The sequence below is a fragment of the Methylomonas sp. ZR1 genome, from assembly GCF_013141865.1.
Classification (GTDB): domain Bacteria; phylum Pseudomonadota; class Gammaproteobacteria; order Methylococcales; family Methylomonadaceae; genus Methylomonas.
Genome location: NZ_RCST01000001.1, coordinates 1348943 through 1374842 on the forward strand (window position 1 = coordinate 1348943; position 25900 = coordinate 1374842).

Annotated in this window: 25 protein-coding genes and 1 pseudogene; 10 read left to right on the top strand and 16 right to left on the bottom strand. The window is 53.5% G+C overall.

Annotated elements, in window-relative coordinates:
• Position 1: 1 nt before the first annotated feature.
• The 7 genes and pseudogenes from cbiE (at position 2) to cysG (ending at position 6304) form a co-directional block, all read left to right on the top strand.
• Positions 2 to 1309 carry a precorrin-6y C5,15-methyltransferase (decarboxylating) subunit CbiE gene (cbiE, locus tag DDY07_RS06050; RefSeq protein WP_171695201.1) on the top strand — a complete coding sequence of 436 codons (1308 nt, stop codon included), beginning with the start codon at positions 2 to 4 and terminating at the stop codon, positions 1307 to 1309.
• Positions 1299 to 2075 (top strand): precorrin-2 C(20)-methyltransferase, encoded by a 777-nt coding sequence (cobI, locus tag DDY07_RS06055; RefSeq protein WP_033158752.1) that lies wholly within the window; start codon positions 1299 to 1301, stop codon positions 2073 to 2075. The genes cbiE and cobI overlap by 11 nt, the downstream gene beginning before the upstream one ends.
• Positions 2068 to 2805, top strand: a complete 738-nt coding sequence (locus tag DDY07_RS06060; protein ID WP_171695202.1) for a cobalamin biosynthesis central domain-containing protein — start codon at positions 2068 to 2070, stop codon at positions 2803 to 2805. The genes cobI and DDY07_RS06060 overlap by 8 nt, the downstream gene beginning before the upstream one ends.
• Before the next feature lie 4 nt (positions 2806 to 2809).
• A complete protein-coding gene (locus tag DDY07_RS06065; RefSeq protein WP_171695203.1) occupies positions 2810 to 3202 on the top strand; it encodes a cobalamin biosynthesis protein in 393 nt (130 codons plus the stop codon).
• Positions 3199 to 4560 (top strand): precorrin-3B C(17)-methyltransferase, encoded by a 1362-nt coding sequence (gene cobJ / locus DDY07_RS06070; protein ID WP_171695204.1) that lies wholly within the window; start codon positions 3199 to 3201, stop codon positions 4558 to 4560. Before DDY07_RS06065 ends, cobJ begins: the two co-directional genes overlap by 4 nt.
• Positions 4553 to 4897 (top strand): ferredoxin, encoded by a 345-nt coding sequence (locus tag DDY07_RS06075; protein WP_171695205.1) that lies wholly within the window; start codon positions 4553 to 4555, stop codon positions 4895 to 4897. Before cobJ ends, DDY07_RS06075 begins: the two co-directional genes overlap by 8 nt.
• Before the next feature lie 17 nt (positions 4898 to 4914).
• A pseudogene (gene cysG, locus DDY07_RS06080) lies at positions 4915 to 6304 on the top strand (siroheme synthase CysG).
• On the opposite strand, the gene DDY07_RS24405 reads toward cysG, so the two are convergent.
• From DDY07_RS24405 to DDY07_RS06115, 6 genes are all read right to left on the bottom strand, one after another.
• On the bottom strand, positions 6236 to 6583 hold the full coding sequence (locus tag DDY07_RS24405) for a hypothetical protein (protein WP_171695206.1): 348 nt from the start codon (positions 6581 to 6583) through the stop codon (positions 6236 to 6238). The pseudogene cysG and the gene DDY07_RS24405 overlap by 69 nt on opposite strands.
• A gap of 175 nt (positions 6584 to 6758) precedes the next feature.
• Entirely contained in the window at positions 6759 to 7334 is a 576-nt protein-coding gene (locus tag DDY07_RS06090; protein WP_171695207.1) for a hypothetical protein, read from the bottom strand.
• 286 nt (positions 7335 to 7620) lie between these two features.
• A complete protein-coding gene (locus DDY07_RS06095) occupies positions 7621 to 9273 on the bottom strand; it encodes an ATP-binding protein (RefSeq protein ID WP_253734419.1) in 1653 nt (550 codons plus the stop codon).
• A gap of 132 nt (positions 9274 to 9405) precedes the next feature.
• Positions 9406 to 11169: a DUF4942 domain-containing protein gene (locus DDY07_RS06105; protein ID WP_171695208.1), complete on the bottom strand. Its 1764-nt coding sequence runs from the start codon at positions 11167 to 11169 to the stop codon at positions 9406 to 9408.
• Positions 11170 to 11282: 113 nt separating this feature from the next.
• Positions 11283 to 11780, bottom strand: coding sequence for a hypothetical protein (locus DDY07_RS06110; protein ID WP_171695209.1), 498 nt, complete (start codon positions 11778 to 11780; stop codon positions 11283 to 11285).
• Between the two features lie 149 nt (positions 11781 to 11929).
• A complete protein-coding gene (locus tag DDY07_RS06115; RefSeq protein ID WP_253734420.1) occupies positions 11930 to 12736 on the bottom strand; it encodes a hypothetical protein in 807 nt (268 codons plus the stop codon).
• A gap of 20 nt (positions 12737 to 12756) precedes the next feature.
• Between DDY07_RS06115 and DDY07_RS06120 the strand changes: the two genes are divergently transcribed.
• The gene (locus tag DDY07_RS06120; protein ID WP_171695210.1) at positions 12757 to 13134 is read left to right on the top strand and encodes a hypothetical protein; all 378 of its coding nucleotides are present in this window, start codon (positions 12757 to 12759) and stop codon (positions 13132 to 13134) included.
• Here DDY07_RS06120 and DDY07_RS06125 read toward each other — a convergent pair.
• From DDY07_RS06125 to DDY07_RS06165, 9 genes are all read right to left on the bottom strand, one after another.
• Positions 13112 to 13648, bottom strand: a complete 537-nt coding sequence (locus DDY07_RS06125; RefSeq protein ID WP_171695211.1) for a hypothetical protein — start codon at positions 13646 to 13648, stop codon at positions 13112 to 13114. The two genes, DDY07_RS06120 and DDY07_RS06125, sit on opposite strands and share 23 nt — an antisense overlap.
• Before the next feature lie 353 nt (positions 13649 to 14001).
• Positions 14002 to 15822: a VWA domain-containing protein gene (locus DDY07_RS06130; RefSeq protein WP_171695212.1), complete on the bottom strand. Its 1821-nt coding sequence runs from the start codon at positions 15820 to 15822 to the stop codon at positions 14002 to 14004.
• 88 nt (positions 15823 to 15910) lie between these two features.
• Positions 15911 to 17116 carry a DUF3150 domain-containing protein gene (locus DDY07_RS06135; protein ID WP_171695213.1) on the bottom strand — a complete coding sequence of 402 codons (1206 nt, stop codon included), beginning with the start codon at positions 17114 to 17116 and terminating at the stop codon, positions 15911 to 15913.
• An 84-nt stretch (positions 17117 to 17200) separates the two neighbouring features.
• Positions 17201 to 17968: a hypothetical protein gene (locus DDY07_RS06140; protein ID WP_171695214.1), complete on the bottom strand. Its 768-nt coding sequence runs from the start codon at positions 17966 to 17968 to the stop codon at positions 17201 to 17203.
• 2 nt (positions 17969 to 17970) lie between these two features.
• Positions 17971 to 18912 carry a MoxR family ATPase gene (locus DDY07_RS06145; protein WP_171695215.1) on the bottom strand — a complete coding sequence of 314 codons (942 nt, stop codon included), beginning with the start codon at positions 18910 to 18912 and terminating at the stop codon, positions 17971 to 17973.
• A gap of 153 nt (positions 18913 to 19065) precedes the next feature.
• Positions 19066 to 19287: a hypothetical protein gene (locus tag DDY07_RS06150; RefSeq protein WP_171695216.1), complete on the bottom strand. Its 222-nt coding sequence runs from the start codon at positions 19285 to 19287 to the stop codon at positions 19066 to 19068.
• A 221-nt stretch (positions 19288 to 19508) separates the two neighbouring features.
• Positions 19509 to 20510, bottom strand: a complete 1002-nt coding sequence (locus tag DDY07_RS06155; protein WP_171695217.1) for a YqaJ viral recombinase family protein — start codon at positions 20508 to 20510, stop codon at positions 19509 to 19511.
• On the bottom strand, positions 20510 to 20842 hold the full coding sequence (locus tag DDY07_RS06160) for a hypothetical protein (RefSeq protein ID WP_171695218.1): 333 nt from the start codon (positions 20840 to 20842) through the stop codon (positions 20510 to 20512). Before DDY07_RS06160 ends, DDY07_RS06155 begins: the two co-directional genes overlap by 1 nt.
• 118 nt (positions 20843 to 20960) lie before the next feature.
• The gene (locus DDY07_RS06165; protein WP_216614719.1) at positions 20961 to 21488 is read right to left on the bottom strand and encodes a hypothetical protein; all 528 of its coding nucleotides are present in this window, start codon (positions 21486 to 21488) and stop codon (positions 20961 to 20963) included.
• Between the two features lie 88 nt (positions 21489 to 21576).
• Here DDY07_RS06165 and istA point away from each other — a divergent pair, with 88 nt between their 5' ends.
• Both istA and istB read left to right on the top strand, forming a co-directional pair.
• Positions 21577 to 23118 (top strand): IS21 family transposase, encoded by a 1542-nt coding sequence (gene istA, locus DDY07_RS06170; RefSeq protein WP_171695130.1) that lies wholly within the window; start codon positions 21577 to 21579, stop codon positions 23116 to 23118.
• Positions 23111 to 23926, top strand: a complete 816-nt coding sequence (istB, locus tag DDY07_RS06175) for an IS21-like element helper ATPase IstB (RefSeq protein WP_171695131.1) — start codon at positions 23111 to 23113, stop codon at positions 23924 to 23926. The genes istA and istB overlap by 8 nt, the downstream gene beginning before the upstream one ends.
• 141 nt (positions 23927 to 24067) lie before the next feature.
• Here the strand turns inward: istB and DDY07_RS06180 are convergent, their stop codons facing one another.
• On the bottom strand, positions 24068 to 25900 hold the full coding sequence (locus DDY07_RS06180; RefSeq protein WP_171695219.1) for an IucA/IucC family siderophore biosynthesis protein: 1833 nt from the start codon (positions 25898 to 25900) through the stop codon (positions 24068 to 24070).

Below are 25900 nucleotides of genomic sequence, written 5' to 3' on the forward strand. Positions count from 1 at the left end.
CATGCAAGCGATGTGCAGTTTTATCGGCGTACTAGACAACGGCGTCACCAGCCTGAGCCAGGAGGCCTTGCAGGCATTGCGCGAAGCAAAGCATGTCATCGCCGGCAGCCGTCTGCTGGCAACGCTGGCTAAAGACATTACTCAGGCCAAACACTACGACTTAACAGGGCAACTCAAACAAGTGCCGGACTGGATCAATGTCGCGTTGGCACAAAATGAAGCAGTAGCTGTACTAGCGACTGGTGATCCCTTGTGCCACGGCATCGCCGGTTTCCTGGCCGGCAAGCTGGAGTCCAGAAGGGTACGCATCTTGCCCAATCTAAGTACGATACAACTAGCCTTTGCCGAGTTGAAATTGTCTTGGCAAACCGCCGCTATCGTTTCGATCCACAGCAAGGATGCCGGTGAATGGCTGGGCGGGGCCACGCCGGAGCATGGCTTGTACGAATTAGCTCAGCGCTGCCGCAAACACGATTTGCTGGCGATATTGACCAGCCCGGACAACACCCCAGCACGTATCGCCCGCTTATTGCAAATCGAAGGCTTGGCTGATGCGTTCGAAATGGCGATTGCTGAAGCTCTAAAGCAGCCGCAACAGCGAGTCAACGCCTGGCTGAGTATCGCGGAGGTCGCTCAAAGCCGTTATCTCGATCCCAACGTCGTCATTCTAAAACGCAAAACGGCTTTGTCCGCACCGGTATTGTTTGGCGTCAGCGACGACAGCTTTCAGCAGCGCAAGCCGGAAAAAGGCCTGATCACTAAACGCGAAGTGCGTGCGGTATCGTTGGCGAGGATGCAATTGGCGCGTCGAAGTATTGTCTGGGACATCGGCGCCGGCTCCGGATCGGTGGGTTTGGAGGCGGCGCGGCTGTGTTCGGAGGGTCATGTCTTTGCCATCGAAAAAAACGCCGATGACATGGCTAATGTCGAACAGAATCAGGCTGCCTGGGGTATCAGCAATTACAGCTTAGTGCATGGCAAGGCGCCGCAATTTCTCGACACCTGGCCCGATCCGGATGCAGTATTCATCGGCGGTTCCGGTGGCGAATTGGCGGAATTGATAGCCTTGTGTTTAGGGCGTTTGCGCCCGGCGGGTTGGCTGGTGATGAACTTCGTCACGCTGGAAAACCTGTCCACCGCCGTCGATACCCTTAAACAACTCGGCGCAGACTGGGACGTCTGTCAGATTCAAGCCTCGCGTAGTAGCCCGATTCTCAATATGCATCGCATGCAGGCCGAAAATCCAGTGTGGATCGTATCTGCCACCCATTCTTTACAGCCCATATTATTCGGTCACGATGAACACTAAACTCGGCACACTCTACGGCGTCTCACTCGGCCCCGGCGACCCTGGCCTGATTACCCGCCGTGCCTGGGACTTACTATCGGGGTCCCGGCACTGGACCTATCCGGTACGCAAGAAAAATAGCGACAGTTATGCCTTGAATATAGCCTTGCGCGCCGGCCTGAAACTGCCTGTCGAACATAGCGAGCTGCATTTTCCAATGACTCACGATGCCGAGATTCTGGCCCGTTACTGGCTGGCAGCAGCACAAACCGTGTTGGCACTATTACAACGCGGCGAGGATGTGTTGTTTCTGGTGGAGGGCGACGCCTCGACCTATTCCACTTTCGGCCATTTGCAACGCAGCGTGCGTGCTTTGCAAGCCGATGTCACCGTGGAAGTCGTGCCGGGGGTGTCGTCGTTTCATGCCGCTGCGGCGCGTAGTGGCGAACCGCTGGCTGATGTTGATGACACTATCGCCATCATCCCCGCCGGATACGGCATTGATCAGATTGAACGCCTGCTCGAGGATTTCGACACCTTGGTGCTGCTTAAGGTCAAACCTTTGCTGGACGATGTAATCGATTTGCTGCGCCGCCGTGATTTGCTCGGTCAAGGCTGGTTTATCGAAAAAGCCGGGGCGCCGGAAGAACGCATGGTGCACGACATCGCCAGCCTCGAGGGGCAAAAGGTCAATTATCTGTCGTTACTTATCATCAAAAACCCAGGCCGTCAGCGCAGCGAAATGCAGCGCGGTTGCCGCAAGAAAAAGGACTCAATCGATGAATGAAGTGCGTGTCGCCCTGGTGGCGATTACCAAACACGGCGCCGGGATTGCCACTCGCCTGGCACCACAACTCCCCGAAGCGGAGGTGGTGGTGTCGGAGAAGCAATCCGAACATTTGGGTGATTTTGCCAATCCGCGCCGCGTGTATCAGGGGGCGTTGAGCGCGCAACTCGGCGAGTTGTTCGCAGCCTACGACCAAATTATTTTTCTGGTGTCGCTCGGTGCGGTGGTACGGCTGATTGCGCCGCATCTTAAATCCAAGGATGTGGATCCCGGTGTGCTGGTGATCGACGATGCCGCCGAATTCGTGATCCCGGTGCTATCCGGCCATGTCGGCGGTGCCAATGCTTATGCCGAAAAGGTCGCCGCGTTGCTAAATGCCACGCCGGTACTGACCACCGCATCGGACGTGGGCAAAACCATTCCGGTGGATATCTTGGGCCGTGAACTGGGCTGGCAAGTGGAAGCCCCTAAGGTCAACATCACGCGTGTGTCGGCGGACGTGGTCAATCAACTGCCAATTGCCTTCGTGCAGGAAGCCGGCAGCTCAAATTGGTGGACGCGGCCCTCGCCGTTACCGGCCAATATTCATCTGTTCCAGCGCTTTGAGGACGTCAACACCGAACAATACCGGTCAATTCTATGGGTCACACACCGGGCAATCGATCCGGCTGTTTGGCAACAACTGGCTGAGCGATTGGTGGTGTATCGGCCGCCCAGGGATCAAGCGTAAGCGTATGAAAGTCATGATTGGCATGGGTTGCGACCGCAATGCCAGCCTGGAAACCTTACGGCAAGCCTTGGCTCAGGCTTTGTGGCAATGCGGGCTAGGCGTGTCAGCGGTAGCCGGTTTGGCCAGCATCGACAAAAAAAACGACGAAGCGGCCCTGTTACAACTGGCCCAACTACACCGTTGGCCGTTGTTTTTTTACCCGGCAGAAGTCTTGGCCGCCATCCCGGTACCGAATCCATCCGAGGTGGTCATGAAATACATGGGTACTCCGGCGGTGGCGGAAGCGGCCGCTTTGAGAGCGGCCAATGCCGAATTGTCGGATTTACTGGTCGAGAAACATAAATATTGCGGCACGGACGGCAAGAACGCCACCGTTTCGATAGCGAGAATCAAATGAAAAAAGCAGGCAAAATTTTACTGGTGGGCATCGGCCCCGGCGCGCATGAGCACATGACTGCCCGCGCTCGTCAAGCGATTGCGGAAGCGGACGTGGTGATTGGTTACAGCACCTACATCAAACTGGTGCAAGACTTGCTCGATGGCAAGGAAGTCATCAAAAAAGGTATGACCGAAGAACTCGATCGCAGTATCGAAGCGTATGAACATGCCAAGCAGGGCAAAATCGTCGCTATGGTGTCGTCCGGCGATATCGGTGTTTACGGCATGGCCGGGCCTACTTACGAACTGCTGCTGGACAGTGGTTGGACGCCGGATGATCCAATTCAGGTGGAAGTGGTCCCCGGTAGTACCGCGTTGTCGAGTTGCGCATCCCTGGTCGGAGCGCCGCTGACCCATGATTTTTGTTCGATCTCGCTGTCCGACTTGTTGACGCCTTGGTCGGTGATCGCCCGCCGCCTGGAAAGCGCGGCGCGCGGGGATTTCGTGGTAGCTTTGTATAACCCGAAAAGCGGTCGCCGCACGCAGCATATCGTCGAAGCGCAAACTATATTGCTGCGTCATCGGAGCCCGGACACGCCGGTTGCCATCGTTAAATCCGGTTATCGTGCTCGGCAACACATCCAGCTCGTACGCTTAGCGGAGATGGCCGATTGCGACATCGGCATGTTGACCACGGTGTTGGTCGGCAATAGCAGTACCTTCGTCCGCGCAGGGTTGATGGTGACGCCGCGCGGCTATGCCAATAAATATGACGCCATGACCGGCGAAACCCGCGCAGGCGAGCAGGCGGGGCGTTCGCTGAGCATGGGTTTGGAGGGCTGGAAAGCTTGTGTGCGGCAATATTTGCGCGACACGCCCAAGGTGACATTGCAACAGGCGGCAGCATACTTCGCGCAACCGCTGGCGGAGATTCTCGATGCCGTCAGCCAGTCCACGCCGGGCGATCAAGCCGGCCTGTTCTGCGCGCAACGGGCAATCCCGGACAGCCATGATCGTTTGCTGGAATCATGCCAGGCTTGGGGCAAATTACGCGCTGTGGTGCGCAGCGAAGCGGGCGCCGTGGCGGAATTGTTGATCAAGGCCGCTGATTTGCAAAACAAAAACGGCTGGATGAGTATCGTCAACGACGCCTTTCATTTGCACATCGACTGGCGCAAAACGCAGCAGATTTGGTTTGTCAGCCGTGATGATCAAACCTATGGCATTCAGGTACTCGATCAACACGGCGACGCCTTATTCAACTTATGGTTAGTCGCTGACGAAGCAGGCTTCGACAGCACAGCCCTACAACATTACCGCGATGACCGAGCGCAATTTAGCGCCCCAACTGTTTTGGAACCAACCCACCATGACTGATAACACCATCCCCATGCCGGAAAAACCCAAAATGGGTGACTACAAACGCCACTTGCTGGTGTGTACCGGCCCCCGCTGCACCGAAAATGGCGAAGCGCAGGCCTTATTCGAAACCCTGGGCGAGAAGTTCAAAGCGGCCGGCATCAGGGTTAAGCGCACCCGCACCCACTGTTTTGCCACCTGTAAATCCGGTCCCATCATGTGTGTACAGCCCGATGGCGTCTGGTATTACAACGTCAATGAAACCAATTTACAGCGCATCATTGACGAGCATTTGGTGGGCGGTCGACCTGTCGAAGCGCTGATTTATCATCAAAGTACTTGCTCGGTTCCATAGCAGTAAAACAAAGCGTTATGGATTATTTTCCTCTTTTCTTAAAAGTTAAAGGCCAAACGTGTTTGGTGGTAGGCGCTGGCGAAATTGCGGCGCGAAAAATTGAATTACTGGTCCGAGCTGGAGCAAACATCGTCGTCGTTGCTTTGGAAATTGGTAACACGGTAGCTGCTATGAATCATTCGAATCAAATCGTTATCCGTCAAAAAGCATTTACGCATGAGGATATCGACGGTATGGGACTCGTGGTTTCCGCTACCAATTGCCGCTCCACGAATATAGAGGTCTCCAAGTTGGCGAATCAGCGGAAAATCCCCGTTAATGTGGTTGATGATCCGGCGTTATGTTCCTTTATATTCCCGGCCATTATTGATCGTTCGCCCCTACTTATCGCCATATCCTCAAGTGGTGTATCGCCCGTATTAACGCGACTTTTACGCGCCAGGGTGGAAAGTGCCATTCCGGCATCGTTTGGCCTGTTGGTGCAATTGGCTGAAAAATTCAAATTATTGGTCAAACAACGCATTCCGCAACCGAATCAGCGTAGAGTTTTCTGGGAAAAAAATTTTACAAGGGCCCGTGGCTGAATTAGTTTTTTTAGGCAAGCAGAGCGACGCGGAAGAACTGCTGCGGTCGCAACTGCAGCAGGCTGACCCTACAGCAAATCAGGGTGAAGTGTATTTAATAGGCGCCGGTCCTGGCGACCCCGATTTATTAACGTTTAAAGCCTTGCGTCTGTTGCAGCAGGCAGACGTTATTGTTTATGACAGGCTGGTTTCTATAGAAGTGCTCGATATGGCCCGACGAGACGCCGAGAAAATCTATGTCGGCAAACAGAGGGATAACCATAGCCTACCGCAGGAGTCGATTAATCAACTGTTAATTGATTTAGCCCTGGCCGGCAAACGTGTCGCCCGATTAAAGGGTGGCGATCCTTTTATCTTTGGTCGTGGGGGTGAAGAAATCGAGTCCTTTATCCAACTAGGGATCCGCTTTCAGGTTGTGCCTGGCATTACTGCAGCGGCAGGCTGTGCCGCCTATGCGGGCATTCCGCTGACCCATCGCGATCATGCTCAATCCTGCACATTTGTCACCGGCCACTTAAAAGACGGCAGTATCAATCTCGACTGGCAGCAATTATCTCGTCCCCATCAAACCATTGTGATTTATATGGGACTGGCTGGATTGGCAATCATCTGCCGATCGCTGATCCAGTACGGTTGTCCGGCCAATCACCCCATTGCCGTCATTCAGGAAGGTACAACCCGAAACCAGCGGGTTTTAACCGGAACACTAGCGGATATGCCAAGTCGTATGGAACAGTCCGAGATCAAGCCGCCGTCACTGATTATTGTCGGTGCGGTAGTTACACTTCATCAACAATTGGACTGGTTTCAGCGTTCGGACTAAATCACAAGTGGAGGTTAGCATTGCCCGAAACTGAGGATTTTTGGTAAACGGTCTCATTAGGAACAATATGAGATTCTTAAAAACGAGCCAATCAACAGACGATAGCGGGTTTATGTTCAAGAACTGACGAAAATCAACCTCGGAGGCGGTGGAGCGGATTTGCATCCAGGTTTCCAGGGCGGTTCGCGATTGTTGCCAGAGATTGGAAATCCCCCACGAGCGTTTCAGATTGTGGAACAAGGGTTCTATCCACCAGCGACGGGCGTAAAACTCGACCATCGCTTCGACCTGACAGTTCGGTTTCAGTCACCAACAACAGGCGCGGCTTTGCCCAGGATAGTTTTTTGTCGTCGTAAAACTCGCACCAGCCGGCCCGCACAGGTGCTCCTTTCAGGAAGCGGGCCAAGGCTAGCGCCGAACGTATTCGCGTTTGCCATAGATGGTCAGCGACAACTCAATCGCCGGCGAGGTGGTGATCGCCTCCGCCGTCAGGCGTTGGCCATACTTCCGCGGTCGGCCACGACCAGACTTGCCGGACATGTCGGGCGGCAAAAACAAGGCGGATCGATGCGGGCTTGGGTAATGGCCTGGATGCCACGGCTGAGCAACGGCAAAACCAAACGGCCGCGCATGAACCATGAGTCGCATAACAACCGTGTCGGCACCGTCTGTGTTGTTGCCAAGACTCGCGCAAGGCTAATGCGAGGGGCAGCTTGTTACGATTGCCGGTGTCTGACACCAAACGCGAAAAAATCTGCAGCACCAACTTAGCCTTGTTGTGACCCAAGACGCTGACGCTAAGCGTCACCCAACATTGTGCCTGCACGAAATCAGGGCGACTGGTTTTGTGCTCATGATCGTGGCGCATCGCCAGTGTATCGTCGATCACCAAGTTCAGGGTTTGCACCGGCAACACTAGGCAGGCGCGCAGCAATCTGATGAAGGTCGCCCGCGAACGCGGCGGCACGGCTGGAAGCAAGGCGGAAATCCATTGGGACAGAAAATGGCTACTACGCAGAGAAAAGGACATGAAGTGAACCCGGAGCAAATAAATGCTCCAAGGGCCGCCACTCGACAATCTATCAAAGGGTTGTCGAGTGGCGGCCGCGCGGGTTAGGTATTATATTAACTACTTTTTTACGCAACGTGAAAAAGCCATGCACAAAAAAGCCGCCGACCCTAACGGATCTGGCGGCTGAATGTCTAAAGTTGATTTTTCACTATCCATGAATGGAGCTTTAATTTGATTTCATTTGCGGTGATTAAGGAGAGCGCATTATTCGGCTGGATAATGCGCTAATATAAAAGTGACTTAGCTACCTATCAGCTGCAGGTGTTTGTGCTTGAACGGATTGAGCCGCTGGATACGCCATTACCGAAGCCAGTTTACCTTGCTGATCCAACTCCACCACGAAGGCTTTGCCGTACAACGCCGGACAGCCGCAAAAGTTTGGCAATAGTTGCTGTATGGCATTGGCTGGATCGCTGGCGGTATTGGCCACCACAAAGGCGATGAAGGCATCCGAATCACTTTCAAAGGTCGATTCCTGAAATTCATCGTATTCGCTTCTGAAACTGGCCATTTGTTGCAAAACCTGAGCCGAGCAATCGCCCTTGGGCACAATGATGTCATCAGCGTTTTCCTGGCCTTGGTAGCAAGCCTCATCCCTGATCTCAACAATATCCTGTCCAAGCCGGATTCGGTAAGCATCGCAAAACCGCACGTAGACCCAACACCAATCACCTTGAAATTGAGCCTGGTGCGATTCATTGACCGTTTCAATCACTAGCTCCTCATCCTTAAGATGCCGAACCAGCGAATGAAGCCAATGTCCCTTATCCAGCGAGCCATGGTAGAGCAAATAATTACGGCTCCATGCAAACATAAAACGCGCAGCGCCGTCCTGCTTGATGTCATCATCAATCGAAACGATACCGCGGGCCACTATGTCTGCACGGGTCATGGCTTTTTCCGGCCGTTGCTCGAAGTTATCAAAAACTTCGGTATCGCAAACCGGATAAGCAATGAGTTCGCGTAAGGCCTCGGGCGGTACTACGGGCACATCGTTGAGTAACCGCAGAAGTTCCCAATGCCGCAACATGTCATAAAAACCGACAAACTCTTCAGCAGAGAGCGTGGCTTTCATCTGGATAAAGCGCTGTTCGATGGCTTTCGCCAGCACGGCTTTAACCCGCTTGACCACATCAGCCTCGTCGACCAGCTTGTCACGATCCGGCAAGCGGGCGTGAAAACCGGCAGAATCCAGATGAATGATATGGCGGTGCGATGTATAGCTGTGCGAGGAATATATAGGTAAACCCTGCAGGTAGACATCGAACTCATATTGCGCTCCGTCGGGTTGATCCATGCCATGCAGATAAATCACACCAATCTCGGTGTCAACAAAAATCAACCCGCTATCCAGCGCGCAGGAACGTTCCAGCAATTGATCGTTGAACAGCACGGGAACGGGGAAACCGCGCACCAAGCGTTTCAGCGTGGCGGCAATTTGCCCCATCTCCAACGCGACATCCTGTAAGGTAATGCAGGTGATACCGTTCCAATCTTCGATTGGTGTGATCGTTACCGGTTTAAATGCCAGAATGTGGTCGGTCTCGACATCGATCGAACCGCTTTTGCTGATGACGCTGATGTGACGACAGGCAAACAGAGCCGATAGAAAGCCGATTCCGAACGGATGCTCGTGGGCGATCACATCCGCATCCCAGCCGGATTCGGCTACTGTCAATAATGTTGCCATCGAGTCGATGCCGCAGCCATCATCCAAAACTTGAAGCGTTCTGGTTTCAGGACAAAAGTTAATCACCACCGTGGTCGCATTGGCTCGGCGCGCATTTTGAATGAGCTCGCCCAGGACCGCGGTTTTGTTGGTGAAGCTGAAGCGTAGACTGTTGACCAAGTTGGTTGGGTTCACTTTCATCGCGACTTCGTTGGTTTGTGTTTTCATGTAATTCTCCGGGTATAAAAAAGCCCCGAGGACACGACACAGTCCAACCCCGACGGGGAGAACGGATCATCTCCCCGAGGCGGGTGATACTGGCGAGGCCAGTGGTTAAGTTAAGTTCCGTCTAACACCGGATTACGATGCCAAAGCCAGATCGGTAGCCGATGGTAGAGACCCCGTCCATTCCAACAAGCTGGATTGTTCGTTTTCCAATACCGCATCGGGATCGATGCCGCGGCTGGTCAACACGCTGCTCATAGCCTGGGTTAACAGACGATGGCCTTTTTCCCGTTCCGACTCGCCACCGTGCTTGATCGCCCAAAAGGGATCGAATCGGATAGCTCGACCATTGCGTTTGCACTGCTTGTTCACTTCGGTGTGAAACGCCTTATCGAACGCTTCCGCCTGTTCGAACTGCTGCCAGAAACCTTTTCCAGCTTGGATGTCCACCGGCGGCAACCAGCGGCGCTGGCGGCCGACCCAACGGTTCATCCGATCGATCAAGATTTTGCTTTTCGGAAAAAAGTGAATGGTGCCGACGCCCGGATAATAGCGAACGTCAAAATAACTGCCACCGATCCGTTTTCCAACCCGAAGCGCGTGAAAATGCTGCCGAAACACCGACACCAAACTCACTTCCGCTTCGGTCTTGCCGTCGAGCAAAGCGAACACCTTGTCGAAGTCGGCCAGCAGCCGTTCCGATTCCCAGTTCAAACCTTTCTGGTAAGAACTCGAGCCATGACCCGGCAGAATGAAGCGCGTGGTTTTGATCCGCATCCCCAACGTGCGATGTTTGTCGTTGGATTTCCAGCCCATGTAAAACACCGCGTTATCGCTGACATAGCGGGTGATCAGATCGAATACATCGAAGACCATGCTCAGTTGAATTTCACCTTGCTGATCGATGATGCCTTGCAGAAAGCCATAGATATTCGGTACGGCAAATTCCAAGGACTTCACCGTTTCGAAATCCGATTCCAAGCGTTTTTGCGCCGCCGACGACAAGCGCGACGTGACCTGTGTCGAGCGTAAAATGCTGACCCAGGCCCGATTCTTCAAATCGTGATAGCGTTTAAACAGCGTCCGCTTCACCGCATCCGAAGACGACTCGTCTTCACTACTGATACCGCCACCGCTCAGTTCGCCGAGAGTTTTACCCAGCATGGCCCGATAACGACTGGCTCGGGCTTCACTGAATACGGCTTGGCGCGCGGCTTCGACCGCGGCATTGAACATCAGTACCGCATTGTCGATGAAGGCGTTTGGTAAGGCCAACTCGTTGGGCATTTGAAACTCACCGGCTAAATCGTCGGCCTCCCGCCTATCCTGGCGCAAATCATCCAGAATACAGCCGAGGATGTCCTGCTCAAACGTTGAGGTTTTCCTCAACCAGACCAAGGCCACCTCGACCGGCGTTTTGCGTTCGGCATCCTCGCCGGCGAACATTTCTGGCAGAAACTCGACTTCGCCGTGCTGCTCGATCAAACGCAATAACAGCTGGCGTTCTTTCGAAAACGGATTGCGCACGGTTTCGGCGTTGAGGATGGCGACGATTTCACCGTCAAACAAAATCTCCCAAGCCTTCAACACGTGTTTGGCCCCGTCGGCAAACGGCGGATTCATGATGATGTGCGAATAGACACTGCCGCTTTGAAACTGCAGAAAATCCATCCCCACCACGGCAAAGCCTTCATCGCGCAGAACTGCATGTTTGCGGATATCGATTTCAATGCAATCGATCGGCAAACGTTTCCCGTATTGGTAGGGTACTGAACGAAGCAAATGTCCTTCGCCTGCTGAAGGCTCCAATACCCGAGTGAATTGTTGGTTCTTGAACATAGCCCAGGCTTTACGGCTCAGTGCTTCTGGCGTGGGGTAATATTGATAAGGGTCTGTCATGGTATTCTCCAAAGAAGCCCCTGACGACCGATTTATCCCTGGCGGGATAGAATCATCCCGCAGGGGTAGAGTGAAAGACTCGGTTTAACCGAGTGTCGAAATCAAACGGCGCGTCATATCAACGCGAACCGCTTACCTTGAATGAAGTCCTGATACTGCCGGGCTTCGGTTTTTGCTTTGAATCGGGCATGTACGCTGCCGTCGATCCAAATTTCCCATGGCAAACGGTTAAGCTCGCCTCTGACCAGTTCCACCGCGCCAACCCGAAAGTCGTCGTGTTGATAAAGTACCTGGCGTGGGCTATCAATGCGAACGATGCACTGATCCAGTAATGCCGGACCACCGATATCGCCGGGTTCTATTAACAATGGCACTTTAATCGTGCCGGTCGAGCGACTAATCCAACCGATGACATCGTGTTCATCAAGCCACGATTGACCGGTAGTTGGATCGCCGTAATACAACCGGATTTTTCGCCGGCTATGGCGAAGCTGTTCCAACAACTCGACTACCGGTTCTGGTGTGTCGGCGTGATAACAGGTGCCGGATGACAAACGCTGATAGCGAATGCAATGACCCGTACCGAAGGTGTGTTGAAAGATTTGTGTCATGATGTTGTCCTCAATAAAAATACGGAAACATCACGATTCCCCAGCGGGAATAGGACATTCCCGTGTGGATGGATAAAAATGAGTGCCGAATCGAATGACTTAGCTAACTCAGGTTTCTGCAAATTGCGCGCTTAAATCGCGCACATTTTTCAGGATTGGATTTCTAGCGCAGGTTTTCCCAAGGCTTGTAAGGCCAGAGGGATTAACTGATCTAAATTTTCCCAATCGATACTGCCGCCGTTGGCTTCGCCTTGTTGATAGGCTTCAACCAAACTGCGGCAAACTTGCAGGGCCGCTTGCTCTTTCTTCAATTGCCGTACCGAATAATCTGGTTCCGGCCACTGTGCAACGGCAACGCATTCCCAGACCAGGCTTTCATCGCCCGACTCAAGGTATTCGTCGGACAATAACGGCATGGCGACAGTGTCATCCCAAATCGTGGCGTCATTGAATGCCTGCTCGGCAATCTGTTGTGCCGATTCGGGACTGTCCGCGGTGATACCTACCGAGACTCGGTGCACATAATCGATTTCATACGAAACCACGAAGTGCCGAGTCATGCCTTCCGCCGAGGCAGTAGCTATGGCGGGTTCTTCGACTGGCGAATCGGTTTTCACCGACTCACTCTCGAGCAATGTGCTTTCATAAGGCTCGATCTCCTTGTTGCAGTCCGGGCAGCGATCGTTACAGGCGCAATCCCACACATCCTCCCATTCGGTTGGCAGTAAGGGCAGCGGTACTGATTCAGATAGCGAACCGTGCTGTTTTCGATAGCGGTTGTGCCAACGCTGGGTTGGTTGATTGTTTTCATGGTCATGTCCTCCAAAAAATGCAGGAACGACCACCCGGCAGGATGAGGTTCCTGCAGGTAATAAATCGCTGATTAAAGCCGAAAATCGGCTCGCACAGCGGGGTTGAATTCGCGCAAAAATCGGTATATGGTGACTAAAACTCATTAAAAAGCAGAGAAATAGCCATGTTTGACGATATTTTGCGCATTTTTGATTTCCTCAGTCCTAAGCAGACGGAAGAGACGTATCCAAGTCGAAAACCGATGGCGATTCCGGTCGACGAACCACTAAAAGTCATTCGACATTGCCAACAAATTTTCCAAAAATTGGATGTTTTGGAAGCCGACGTGCTCAAGCGGATTGATAATCCTGAACAAGCCTGGCCGTTTCTAAACAAGATTCGACAGATTCGCCGGGAAACCCAGAACGATTTGTTGTCGTTATTGCCCGAAGGCAGCTGGGTATTTACTGATGAATCGAATCAAGACGAGACTCCGGTTCGCCGTATCAATACGGCAACCGGAACCACGTTACGGGTCTTCAATGGCGGGCTTGCTGATTAACCGGTAACGCGTTGGCGTTACCTTTCAGCGCTTCCCGCAACTGAAAAACCTGTTGGGCGGTTTTGGTGGTTTTGTCATTTGCCAAAGCTGATTCGCCCACTTTTTTAGACCGCCGACGGGGTTTGGTCTCGGTTTCCGCCGAGACAATCGTCGGTTTGATTTTCAATAGCTCCCGCTCCAATTTGGTGATTTCAATATCCGCCTCGTAGAGTTTGATTGTTTTCTGTTTGGCTTGATATTGAAGCTCCAATTGCTCCAACTCTCGATTGGTTTCACGATTGCGACTCTGAATTTCCTGGCGCACCGAATCCGATATCGCCAACCAATCCAAGTCTTCTCGGCTACGTGGCATGATGACCGGTAGCCGATTTCTTGCCAATCGCTGCATACGATAGCGGTGAAACGCTTGAGTTACGTGTTTCAACGTGCTAAAGATTTGCAACGCTGTTGCCCAAAGGACTCGCAGAGCGATGATAAACATCGCCAAAATGATGATGCCGAAAATAAAGTTCATTGAAGTTCTCCTTTAAAAGTTTAAAAAATCACTTCGAACGAACAGCACCCGGTCGGGCGATGGACGCCCAAAGCGGGTTTTGGATTTGCAGTGGGTAATACCTCTGCGATTTACATCGGGCTTAACGCACCCGACACGATCAAGGGAATACCTTGCTCGCCGCCTATAGACGGAACGCCGACCGAAGTCGGATTCAGCATTCTTCGAAAAGAACACATGAAAGGTCTGTTTGTCGAATGGGCTCGTTATATGGAGTGCATTCGACAAACCGCAGTTGCAATCAGTTACCCATAGCCACAATCGCATAGGTTATGACCTAAGGATTGGGCTACGGATAATTGACTGGCCGAGATTTAGGCCGCCAACAATAACGATTTCGAGAGATCGAACAATTGCGCTCTCAACTCTGAAAGATCGTTAATGGTGATGGCAATCGGGAATAGATGACTGACATCCAATCCCAATCCCACGCCGACCGTTTCGATTCCACTATCGCGGCAGCGCTGTAACAGTTCCAGCGTACTCAACGTATCGTTGGGTTGGCCATCGGTCATCACCATCAACACTTTGCGCGGTTCCCGGCAACGCAGTAGTGATGCCGCACCAAACCAGATCGCTTCGGTCATCGGTGTGCTGCCAGTGGCGGCCAGAGAAAAGGCGCCGGTTCGGGCATTGACGCGTTGACCATGCTCCAGCAATCGGAAAACTGAGTCATCCTGATGCCCTGGAAACGCAGTCACGCCGGGATTAACCCCCGGAATGCCTTCAAAGGCCAATGCCAGCGCCAAGGTGGCTTCCAACGCAATCGGCATCCGCGATCCCATCGGTTGGCCTTGGCTATCAGTCACCTGATAACCCATGCTTTCCGATTTATCCAGTAGCAGATGAGTCGCCGTATTGGGTGCCGCTTTGGTCTCTTTGCGTTGAAACAGCTTGGTTTCTCCTAATGGCAAACGGTGTAAACGCTTGCCATCCATCCGCCGTCCACGACAGGCGTGTTGCGAGCGGTTGAGGGTTTGCGACTGCACCAGGCCTTGTAAAGCGGCGCGGATTTTTCCCGACTCGCCTTGCACCTTGCGCAGTAAAAACGCACTGGCCCGCTCATCCATGGGCGGCTCGTGGCCACTGGGCATTAGCAGTTCTGACACGTTTTCCGCCGCCAACGACAAGGCTGATTTAAGGGATTCAAACAGGTCTTGTTCAATGTCACCGTCGCCGGCGGACAACAGGGTTTGCAAGACGCCCATCGGGTCTGCAATCTCCGTGCTCTCTTCGTTATCCCCTTGCGGGTTGGATGAAGAATTTTCTGTTTGCGCACTGGGGTCATCGTCAGGATTTTCCTGGCTGGAATCATCGTTATCACCGGATTCTGAAGACTGTTTGTCGTCATTATCCGCAGGTAAACCTTGATCGTGTTCCATATCATCTTCGGAATCAGAGCCATTCGAATCTTCCGAATTGGCTGATTCACTATCCTGATCCGTATCATCCGATTCAGGCGATGTGTCCTCATCTGCCGATGGCCGTGCCTGATTACGTTGCCGTTGTTGCTCGAACTCCTGCTCAATCATGGTCAGGATGCGATCGGTCAACTGCAGACAATCGGACTCCGATTGCAAACCTTCCGGTACTTCCGACAACAAGCCTTTCAGCCGCGTGACGGCACCTTTCGGAAATTTCGCTTTCAGTGCCACTTCGGTTTGCGCGACCAAAGGTTGCAGGGCCGATTGACCTAATACCTTTGCCCGCAAACTTTTCAAGACAAAGCTGTACAGAATATTAGCCGGATGATCATCAATACTACTGGCCACAAAGTCGCCTTTGGCAATCATCTTTTCAATTACGGTGCGGATGGTTAGTCGCGTTCCCGGAAAGTCCTTGGCCAGTTCGTGCTCGATGCGGACATCTTCGATGGCACCGCATAAGCGCCTGCGTAATACCGAATGCCCAAAGCGCAGCGTAAAATCCGAATAACGAATATGCGCCGCCTCGTGGGCCAATAGTCCCCAGGCGTAATCCTGATAATCCGCATCGTCGCCCTCATAGGCTGGCAGCCAAATGGTTTGGCCATCGGTTTCGGCTTTATCACCGCCGACACTGACTTTGACGCCAAAGCGATTGCCAATGGCCGCCGCGACGATGGGGAATGCGCTGTGTAAGGTTCTATTTTTCATGGTGTGCTCCAAAATACAGGGCAAACCATGACCCCATTGGGACATGAATTTGCCCCAATGGGTGAATAGTTAAATGGCGTCAGATCATTCAGAACCAGTAGTCCTGGTCAGAATCGTCCGCTTCCTCATCGTCTCCCGCCGTCACTGTTGCCGGTTCTGCTGAATGCTCAGAAGGGTTGGATTCATCTGCATCGCTGTCGGTTACCAGTTTGGTCTGATTTTTATCAAGTAAGACCTCAAGCGCCCAGTCATCCGATGCCGATTCCGGTTCGAGTTCATCGTCGAAGATGCCGTCAAACAGATCGGTATAATCGTGGCTGTCTGGAACGGTTTCAATAATGACAGGTGTTGGTTCTGTTGCGACTGTTGTTGCTGTTGGTACTGTCGGTGGCTCGTACTCCGCGTGATCAATGGTTTCATCAATATCAACCTCTTCAACAACGGGCGGTTGAGTCGCTAATAGTCCTTCACCGTGCCGACGGGTTTTATCCGGATCGGACAACAGCATCGCCGTAGCTAAAATCTCCTGCAAAATGCTGCCTTCAATGGCACCTTTGTTGGGAATTCTCGCCAGTAGGTCGTCAATGGTGCTGACGACCGGCGCGACCCGATGATCCAGAAAACCCAGACCATCGAGTTTGTCACGCATACGGCGAATCGGTCGTAACGCATTTCGCGTCACTTGCTCCTTGCCTAGCAACGACTGCTCGATGAGTTGATTGGCTTCCACGGAGATTTCGTAGAACATCTGCTCACTGAGTGAACCGATTTTGCTTTCCAGACGCGCGACGTCTGCCGGCGGCAAACTATCGGGCAAACCGACGCTGACCACCAGAAAATCAAACGACAGCCGCGTCGAGACAAACTCCACCGAATCCACCGCTTGCTCGATAATGCCGGCAAATTCCGGATGGCGAACCACCCAGTCAGTCACCGCCGCATCGTAACCGGCAATAAACTCGGTTTTAGCCGCTGCAAAATCCAGCGCAATGCGCTCGAGTTCCGCGGTAATACTGGCGGCCGATTCAACCGGTACGGCAAAGCCACCCAGAAAGCGGGTGCCAACGCGCAAGCAAATGCGTTCGGCTTCCTTCTTCAGGCGGTTAAATACCGTCAGCTTATCGGGATCGAGCAAACGTTTGGAACCCAGGCTGGCTAAATCCTCCGGCGGCAATTTGCTACCATCGGCCAGCACCAGGTCTTCTTTTTTCAGTTTCTTGCGGGCGCCGTAGATATTGGCTTCGACTTTCACCAAGACCACGCGATCTAATATCACTTGTGTTTCATTCGACATGGGAACCTCCTAAAGAAAAGAGGCACACCCATCCCGCTGGGGCCGATGTGCCCCTTTCGGGTTAAATAAAAATTACAACATGGGTTAAAACCAGCAGTCGTCCGTGTTGGACATGGCCGCTGCCAGATTTAGGCGGGGTTTGAGCAGACCCAAGACTTCAGCGGTTTCACGAATGCTGTCCAGATCGGTGCCAAAAAATGCCAGCACGTCCTGTTCAACTTTCAGATCGACCGAGAGGTCTCGGGCGGTTTCGGTGGCAATATCAATGTCCACGCCTTTAAAGCCTTGATGCTTGAGAGCCAGTAAAAACAGACATGGCAAAACGCCGTGGGTAGATTTAATCTGGCCGCTCAGTTCAAAGACTTCAGCATTAAGCGTTGCATCAATCCACTGTTGCCAGCCATTCCACTCCTGTTCAGGCGTAGCATGACTATCCGCCAAGGCTTGAATAGCGCCGATCAGTCGTCTGACCTCGATACCCAATTCCACTCGAACGGCCTGTTTTGCCCGGCAATCAATGGTCCAATACAGTACCTCGACCGGGGGCGTTGGCACGAGTTCGGGATTTGAATCAGGTTCAGGCAATGGTGATGGAGTTGCCGAAGCATTGCCCGGAAACACCACATTGCCGTTACCATCAATATCGACCTCTGCGACAAACACATAGCCCTTGGCCTGTTTTTGCCGTTCGATGTCGAATTGCCGAACACCGCTACGGCTACTGACACCCGGTAAATTGGATGCCGTTTTGCCCCAGCGGGTGGTGATCGAACCATCCGAATTACTCCTGACTGCCCAGTCTTTGGAACTGCCGTCACTGTTACGATGACGATATAAATTCCAGGCGGCCATCGCTAAACCATCCAATCATCGCCAAACACATCTTTGGCGATGCGATGGATCGCCTCGCGTTCGGCGGGTTCGGCCCGAAAGGTCAATGCCCGGTCCAGCGAATATGCCAGGGCATTCGGCGCACTTTTGAAAGTGGCCACTAACGATGCCCAGCGTACTAAGCCGCGCGTCGATAAGGTCACCGATAACATGCCACCACCATCCGCGCCGCCGATAAACACCTTGCGAATCTGGTTGGCCACTTTGATCATGCTTTCGCGCACCGTTTCCGGCATGCTCGGCACTACGTCCGCCAACAGTTTCATTTCGTCTTTGGGTTCGGGGTAACCGACTTCCATCAGACGAAACCTATCTAAAAACGCCAGGTTTTGACGTAACACACCCTGGTACAAGCCCGACTGATCGCCGCTACCTGCACTATTGCCGGTGGCGACCAAACGAAACTTGGGATGCGGGGTGATCACATCGCCGGTCTGCGGAATCGTCAACGGCTTGCCTTCAACGATTTCGTTCAAACCGATCAACTCGGCTGGATCAATCGCATCGATTTCATTGATCAACAACACATTGCCCAGGCGAACCGCCAAGGTCAAGGGACCATCGATCCATTTCATTGCGCCGCCGTCGACCAGCATGTACTGACCCAGCAGGTCGTTGAGTTCCAGTCGACCGTGACCGGTGACCGAATGCACGCCCCAATTAAGTCGCGCCGCGACTTGCTCCAACAGCGACGTTTTTCCGGAACCGGTAGGACCGGTCAGGTATAAGCCGTCGCCATTGTGTGCGCCCAAAAATGCCAATACATCCCGCAAGTGATCCTTGCGAAACACATACGGCTTTGTCGTTGGCACATAGGGGTTATTGCCTGGAATAAAGCCTTCCACTTTCATGGAGGCTGGTGCAGGTATGCCGAATGTGTCGGCAATCGAATAGGATTGATACATGGTGAACTCCTTATGCTTGGGTTAAACCCGCAACACGAGACACACCATTTCCCTGACGAGTAGTGTGTCCCCGTCGGGTTGAGATAAATTCCTGGCTAGCCAGGAGGTTAGTACGTTGAACGATAAAAGGTTAAAGCGCTGTCAAACCTAAGTTTAGCGCGGCATGGATACGGACATTAGCATCAGGTTCGCCAATTCCGCACGGGCAAGAATTTCCTCGTCCATAAAGCGCAATATTCGCCGAATGTCGGTTTTGAAATCCGGATCTCGGGTCTGATCGAGCATCTGCCGAACCACGCATTGCTTGTGCCTAATCTCGTCAACACTGGCCGTTTCCAACCAGCAAAACAGGCATTTCCAAAAGTCTTTATTCATAGCGACCTCCTATGTGGATAAAAGGGGCCACCATGACCCGCTAGGGTGATGAACCCCGACGGGACTACAAACCAGGCTTGACGCACCTGATACATGAAAGTATTTCACCTTCATGCCGCTGGATAGCGGAACGCCGGCTTACACCGGATTCAGCGTGTTTCCTCAGAAACAGCCAAACTGTTTGAGAGCTAAATTTTCCTCACTGACGTCAATACCCGAGATCAGAACCAGAAATCAGCGCCGACCATCTCTTTCAACGCGTCCGCATCGAAAGGTACTTCCGCCAACCTGCCGGAGTCATCCCGGCACGTAATGCGAACGCGGTTAGCCGGTTGTTTTCGGTAGGTGTCGAGCATCGCTTCGGTGACATCCGGCAGTAAGGCCTTCATCACCGCTTTGAAATCCACACTGCCTTGGCTCTGAAAGCGACTGACACGTAAACCCGAATGCTCGGCTGCCATGAAATCCCCCATCAACAACACCAGGGTTTGCTCGATGTCGAATTGTGCGGATTCCAGGGTTTTGAGCTGGGCTTTCAGGTCATCGATCTTTAACGCATGGCTGCGAAAATTCGCCGCCAATTGCTGCCATTGCAGTTCGGCATGACCTTTGGGTAGATAAAGATCGCGTTCAGGATTTTTTTCGGGTTCCTGTCGCTGTTTGACGTTCGACCAGAATTCCATGGCGGTATCGACGAGCCGGTTTAAAAAGACTTCATCCCGCTCGATCTCAAACTCCACATCCTGACCTTGGTGATAGAAGAACAAAAAGCCGCGCTGTGCATCCGCCACCAGCATTTGCTGTTGCACCTGGCACCAGTAAAGCTGATAGGCTTCAGACTGTTCGCGGTTCAGCAGCACATCCAGAAACGTCGATTCATGCGGGCATTTGATTTCGACCGGTTCGTTGTTTTCCGACAAACCATCGAAGGACGCCCGCATTAGCGAATACCAATCAGACTCGCCGCAGAGGGGCAGCAGCATTACATCGTGCTTTTCCTCGAAGCGTTGCAAGGCTTGCGGCTCGTTTTGGATGCCAGCTCGGATCAACGGATTGTTGTCCAGGCTTTGTTCCAGCACGAGACCAGTCTTTTCCGCCCACAATCGCCAAGGAGTTTTGTGTGGCGAACGATTCATAATGATCGCCGCCTCACTGGCACTAACCCCTTGTGAACGCCATAAGCGCCATTCCGGTGATCGCTGAGAGACATTGATGACTTTCATCACCGATGCTCCTGCAATTGGATATGGCAGCCTAGGCGCAGTGTCGACACGCCGCGTTTGATGAGTTGGTTTTCACAGCGCCGGGCCCAGTGATAATCGGCAAAGAGCAGCAGGGTTTGATCGGCTGTGGGTAGATATAAACCGCCATAGCTTTCGACCAGACTTTGCAGTTCGGGCTTGGTAGGCGCTTGGATTTCATGGACAGAATTGCCCGGACTCCAGTTACGCTCCAGGTAACCACGGCCATGCCGGCGAATCACCGTCGGTGAATCGTAGCGATGCCAGTCGGTATGACACGGTATGCGGTTGGATGATTGATCAATGGCATTCATGACATCTCCTCTTAAACAAAAAAGGCGTCATGAATTTCACCCCAAGGGCGATTCAGGACGCCCTGGTAGGGTTGAAAATAATCACCGGCAATTTACTGGCGGTTGATGAGTAAAACGGCTATGACTGACGTGCCGATCCCAAGGTCTCGCGAGCCTTGTTCAGAGCCTCTGAAGCCGGATCATGAGCGGGCGGCATACCGGAAGCGTCTTGGGGCTGATGATTAATATCAGCCTGAGTCGTTGTAGCCTTAGCCGCTGCTGAGGCTTTATCCAGCTCCGCAATGGCATAAGTCAGATCCAGTCCCACAAACTTGTTATTGGCATAGTCGTAGGCGGCTTTCCAAGCGCCGGCAAGTGCTGTGCGTCTAACCAGTTCACTGACCGCTTTTTGCACCTTGGGCGGTATCATGGATAAATCAATCACCCTCGGTGGTTCGACGCTGCCGACAATCGCATCATCGATAACATCCGCTTCGTCGATACGACTGGCAGTGCCGTTAATCACGCTGCTGTCATTCATGTCGTCGATGCTTTTGCCATCCATTTCCTCGGCCGCGTATCCGCATTCCTCCGGAAAGGCTGCACGTAGCGAAGCCGCTTTACCGCACTTGGCCAGCTGTGTTGACGCCGGTTGAAAATTGACCAAGTAAGAGGCCGAATTCCGGCCGAAAATTGACCAGGGTTATTAACCTGTCCTGTCCAAAAATTAGACAGGAGCTTAGAAGGTGATAACCATGATCTTATTTTCAAAAATTCGGCGGATGTATTTCCGTGACAAACTCTCCATCAACGAGATTGCCAAACGGACGAGTCTGTCTCGCAATACCGTTAAAAAGTGGTTGCGTATGCCCAATGGGACCGACCCGAAATATAAACGCCAGCCCGGCTCAACCAAGCTTTCCCCGTTTGAGGATCAACTCAAACAAGCGCTGATCGCTGACAGCTATCGCCCCAAGCGGGAGCGACGAACCGCCTTGAAGTTATTGGAAGAGTTACAGAAAGCCGGCTATGACGGCGGCTACACGCAGCTTACCGATTACATCCGTGCCTGGCGTCAGGGTGCCGGTAGCCAGGCTGGCAAACACGCCTTTGTCCCATTGAAATTCCGTTGGGGGGAAGCCTTTCAATTCGACTGGAGCGAAGAGTCTCTGGTGGTCGGTGGCGTTTATAGGCGTTTGCAGATTGCCCATACCAAGCTGTGTGCCAGCCGTGCCTTTTTGCTTTCCGCTTATCCAAGCCAAAGCCATGAGATGCTGTTCGACGCCCATCGCCGCGCATTTCAGGCTTTTGGCGGCGTGCCCTTGCGGGGGATATACGACAACATGAAGACGGCGGTCGACAAGGTACAGAAAGGCAAAGAACGCATCGTCAATACGCGTTTTGCGGCAATGACGGCGTATTACTTGTTCGATCCTGACTTCTGCAATGTCGCATCCGGCTGGGAAAAAGGCATCGTTGAGAAGAATGTGCAGGATAGCCGGCGGCGCATTTGGCTGGATGCCAGTCAACAATGTTTTGCCAGCTTTGCCGAGTTGAATGAGTGGCTGGAAGCCCGTTGCCGAGCCTTGTGGACGGAACTATCTTGGCCGGAACGCCAAGGGTTAACGCTACAAGAGGCGCTGGAACTGGAACAACCGGAGTTGATGCCCATGCCTGGCGTGTTCGATGGTTACATTGAGTTTGTGGCTCGTGTATCCAGCACCTGCTTGGTGACGGTGAAACGAAACCGCTATTCGGTGCCTTGCCGTTTTGCTAATCGACGGATCAGTGTGCGCTTGTATCCGGAACAGCTTGAACTCTATGCCGACGATGCCTGGATTGCCAGCCATGTGCGACTGTTGGATCGCGATCAGGTCAGCTACGATTGGCAACACTATCTGCCGTTATTGGCGCGTAAACCCGGCGCGTTACGCAATGGTGCGCCCTTTGTTGAGATGCCGAAACCGTTGTCTTCTTTGCGGCTCGTGTTAAACAAGCGCCCTGGCGGTGATCGAGCGATGGCTGATCTTTTAGCCTGCGTACCCCGGCAAGGGCTGGATGCGGTGTTGGCGGCGGTTGAGTCTTTGCTGGCCGCCGGGGTGATCAGTATCGAGCAGGTCAAACATCTCGTGTCTACGCTCGCCGGGGACGGTCAACCGCCTGCCGAACCGCAGACGGTAATCACGCCTGACGTCTTACAGATCAAGGATGCGCCCATCGCCGATACCGCGCGATATGAGCAATTGCGCGAAGCGTTCGACTTAGCTCTGGTGGATCAGGAGAACGGCGATGCGTGATCTGGAAGCGGAATTGAAATCTCTTAAACTCTTCGGCATGGCCTCAGCTTACGCCGAAGTCGCCAGCCAAGGCGGTGCCAAATTGCAATCCTCGGAATGGTTGCTGTGGCAACTACTGCACGCGGAAATCGAGGATCAACACATTCGCTCGATTCGGTACCAACTTCAAAGCGCACGATTCCCCGTGCATCGCAACTTGGCCGGTTTTGACTTTGAGCAAGCCAAGGTGGATCGCGTCTTGGTGGAACAACTGGCGAGCGGCGCCTTTATCGACGCCGCCCATAACGTGGTGCTGGTGGGCGGCACCGGTACCGGCAAGACGCATCTGGCCACCGCGTTCGGCGTCAAAGCCGTTACTGACCACAGCAAGCGCGTCCGTTTTTATTCCACCATCGATCTGGTCACACAACTCGAACGGGAAAAGGCCGCTGGCAACCAAGGCAAATTAGCCTATCGCTTGATGCAGGTCGATTTGGTCATCTTGGATGAACTGGGCTACTTGCCGTTTTCCAAGGATGGTGGCGCGTTGTTGTTTCACTTGTTATCGAAGCTGTACGAGCGAACCAGCGTGGTCATCACCACCAACTTGACCTTTGCCGAATGGCCCAGCGTGTTCAGTGATGCCAAAATGACCACCGCCTTATTGGATCGACTGACGCACCACTGCTATATCCTTGAAACTGGCAACGAATCCTATCGCTTCCGGCAAAGTTCTGAAGAAGCCAAGGCTCGGATACAAGCGAGAGAGCAAGCTAAACGCAGTGGAAAAACACCGGAAGATATCGCCTACGAGGAAAATCCGTTTTAAAAATCCAGCTTGGAAACGGGTAGCAAGACTACCGATTGTTATCCGTTTCCTTTACACTTATCCACAGCCGGTGACTTCAAAAACCGGCTCCGCCCCCTGGTCAAATTTCAACCGGTACGGTTGGTCAATTTTATACCGGTGTCAACATATCTGATTCCTGATCGCAGTGGCCAGCGGGTTGGCGAGAGATACGTAGGCTACAGACCGGTCTGCCTGCTTGAGAAAGCGGTTGCACAGGTTGCCCTTGGTCGGAAACGGCGCTCCGGCCAGCAGATCGGCGATACGCGCTGCCGACTCCAGACTGCCGTGCTCAGCATGGTAGTGCTGCAAATGGCGATGTACTTGCGCCCACAGCCGCTGCTGCAAGACCGGATTGCCGGTGCCGAGTTGATGGATCGCCTCACAGAAATTGTTGACGAACAGGCAATAAGCGATTCGCTTCCAGCCGAGTTCGCGATCGTATAACAAGGCATCCCGGGCTCGTTGGCTGATGCCGGACAAGGCGGCAGCCGGAAAGCGTTCGCGGTCCAGCTTGACCCCTTCGAAATCGCGCAGGAAAACCTGTGCGGGCCAATCATCCACCAGGCCGATGACCACGTTCTGCAGATGCGGCTCGAATACCACGCCGTGCGCGAAATAACAGTGCAGCACCGGATACATCACCTGCTGCACATAGCGCGAGAACCAACGTTCCGCCGCTGCTTCGGGCGCAAGGCCTTCCCGTTCGCTGACCTGGCGCAGTAGCGCTGCCATGCGGGCTTCGCCCAGCACATGATTGCCGAATAACGCACCGGCCAACAGCGGCACAGCTCCGGGCTGCAGGTTATCGGCATCGAAGCTGCGCCGCAGAATCAAACCGAACCCCTCGCTAACTTCCCGATTGCGCTCGGCATCGTTAGCCTTCAAGTCCACCGACAGAAAGGCCGGCTCTTCCATGATCGCAGTGCCGGGGAACAGCGCGCGCAATTCGGGAATCAAGCGCCCCATGATACGGTTCACCTGCAATGCCCCTTCCAGTTCGTACACCGCGTTCTTGCGGACGCAGTTGGTCAGGCGCACATGTAGCGAGAACTTGTAGAAATAGGGATTGCCCGCCTGGTATAGCGTACGCACCGACGAAGTAGGGTAATACAGTTCTCCTTGCGCGCCCAAGTGACGAACCCGCCCGTCACGCATCGCATCGGCAATCAGAGGCCGCTCCAGCAGCCAACGGGCCTGCCACGGGTGGGCGGGGATAAGGAAAAAATCGTCATTCGTTACCAGTCCTTGCGGCGCCTGGGCTGCAACGATGGCAGTGCATTCCTGATCCAGAGTCGATTGCTGGTGCACCGCATCCCGCTGCACGGCAAAATAGTGCAACGCAAAGCCGCCGCGCAACTCCGGCGAATAGCGGCGCAAGTCCTCGGCGGTAAAGCCCTGGCGACTTTTCGGCGCGGGATGGAACGGGTGGCCATAGGTTAGCGATTGCTCGGAATCCAGATAAGCTTGCAGAGGGTCGGCGGGGATGCCGGTGGACCAAGGCGCTTCGAGGATGGCGGTCGTGACATGCACGCTGTCTTCAATCTGGGCCAATAACTCTTCGTTGAATGGCTGATCGTGCTTTGCCGCCAGGTCGCGTATCACCAGACAGGCCAGAGCGTGCCAGTCTAGCAGCGTCCAAGGCTGTCCCGCAGTCTTGCAATAGGCTGCAGACAGATAGCGGTAGTTGCCGGTGGGCGAGGCGTGCTGTACCGCCGTCACCACACGGCTGTCCAGGCGCGGCAGCAGGATATGGAGAGCTTGGCCGGTGGCCAATGCACAGCGTAGCGCCAGTGGCCAGTCGTTATGGCCGAACAGCAAACCGACACTGGCGTGGCCCTCGGGAATGGCCACCTCGCGGCAGTAACAATTGAGCAGGGTTTCAAGGCTGCGTTGGCTGGCGGCGCAATAAGCCGCCGAGATATTTGGACTAGGGTGGGGAGCTAAGGTTAACAT

Excerpts from the sequence above, each read along its gene's own strand:
- DDY07_RS06160 (WP_171695218.1), bottom strand. The coding sequence starts at position 20,842 with ATGAATGCCATTGATCAATCATCCAACCGCATACCGTGTCATACCGAC.
- DDY07_RS06140 (WP_171695214.1), bottom strand. The coding sequence starts at position 17,968 with ATGGCCGCCTGGAATTTATATCGTCATCGTAACAGTGACGGCAGTTCC.
- DDY07_RS06065 (WP_171695203.1), top strand. The coding sequence starts at position 2,810 with ATGAAAGTCATGATTGGCATGGGTTGCGACCGCAATGCCAGCCTGGAA.
- DDY07_RS06135 (WP_171695213.1), bottom strand. The coding sequence starts at position 17,116 with ATGTCGAATGAAACACAAGTGATATTAGATCGCGTGGTCTTGGTGAAA.
- DDY07_RS24405 (WP_171695206.1), bottom strand. The coding sequence starts at position 6,583 with ATGGTCGAGTTTTACGCCCGTCGCTGGTGGATAGAACCCTTGTTCCAC.
- cobJ (WP_171695204.1), top strand. The coding sequence starts at position 3,199 with ATGAAAAAAGCAGGCAAAATTTTACTGGTGGGCATCGGCCCCGGCGCG.
- DDY07_RS06090 (WP_171695207.1), bottom strand. The coding sequence starts at position 7,334 with ATGTCCTTTTCTCTGCGTAGTAGCCATTTTCTGTCCCAATGGATTTCC.
- DDY07_RS06180 (WP_171695219.1), bottom strand. The coding sequence starts at position 25,900 with ATGTTAACCTTAGCTCCCCACCCTAGTCCAAATATCTCGGCGGCTTAT.
- DDY07_RS06130 (WP_171695212.1), bottom strand. The coding sequence starts at position 15,822 with ATGAAAAATAGAACCTTACACAGCGCATTCCCCATCGTCGCGGCGGCC.
- DDY07_RS06110 (WP_171695209.1), bottom strand. The coding sequence starts at position 11,780 with ATGACACAAATCTTTCAACACACCTTCGGTACGGGTCATTGCATTCGC.
- DDY07_RS06155 (WP_171695217.1), bottom strand. The coding sequence starts at position 20,510 with ATGAAAGTCATCAATGTCTCTCAGCGATCACCGGAATGGCGCTTATGG.
- DDY07_RS06095 (WP_253734419.1), bottom strand. The coding sequence starts at position 9,273 with ATGAAAACACAAACCAACGAAGTCGCGATGAAAGTGAACCCAACCAAC.
- cbiE (WP_171695201.1), top strand. The coding sequence starts at position 2 with ATGCAAGCGATGTGCAGTTTTATCGGCGTACTAGACAACGGCGTCACC.
- DDY07_RS06125 (WP_171695211.1), bottom strand. The coding sequence starts at position 13,648 with ATGAACTTTATTTTCGGCATCATCATTTTGGCGATGTTTATCATCGCT.
- DDY07_RS06120 (WP_171695210.1), top strand. The coding sequence starts at position 12,757 with ATGTTTGACGATATTTTGCGCATTTTTGATTTCCTCAGTCCTAAGCAG.
- DDY07_RS06105 (WP_171695208.1), bottom strand. The coding sequence starts at position 11,169 with ATGACAGACCCTTATCAATATTACCCCACGCCAGAAGCACTGAGCCGT.
- cobI (WP_033158752.1), top strand. The coding sequence starts at position 1,299 with ATGAACACTAAACTCGGCACACTCTACGGCGTCTCACTCGGCCCCGGC.
- istB (WP_171695131.1), top strand. The coding sequence starts at position 23,111 with ATGCGTGATCTGGAAGCGGAATTGAAATCTCTTAAACTCTTCGGCATG.
- DDY07_RS06060 (WP_171695202.1), top strand. The coding sequence starts at position 2,068 with ATGAATGAAGTGCGTGTCGCCCTGGTGGCGATTACCAAACACGGCGCC.
- istA (WP_171695130.1), top strand. The coding sequence starts at position 21,577 with ATGATCTTATTTTCAAAAATTCGGCGGATGTATTTCCGTGACAAACTC.
- DDY07_RS06075 (WP_171695205.1), top strand. The coding sequence starts at position 4,553 with ATGACTGATAACACCATCCCCATGCCGGAAAAACCCAAAATGGGTGAC.
- DDY07_RS06150 (WP_171695216.1), bottom strand. The coding sequence starts at position 19,287 with ATGAATAAAGACTTTTGGAAATGCCTGTTTTGCTGGTTGGAAACGGCC.
- DDY07_RS06145 (WP_171695215.1), bottom strand. The coding sequence starts at position 18,912 with ATGTATCAATCCTATTCGATTGCCGACACATTCGGCATACCTGCACCA.
- DDY07_RS06115 (WP_253734420.1), bottom strand. The coding sequence starts at position 12,736 with ATGAGTTTTAGTCACCATATACCGATTTTTGCGCGAATTCAACCCCGC.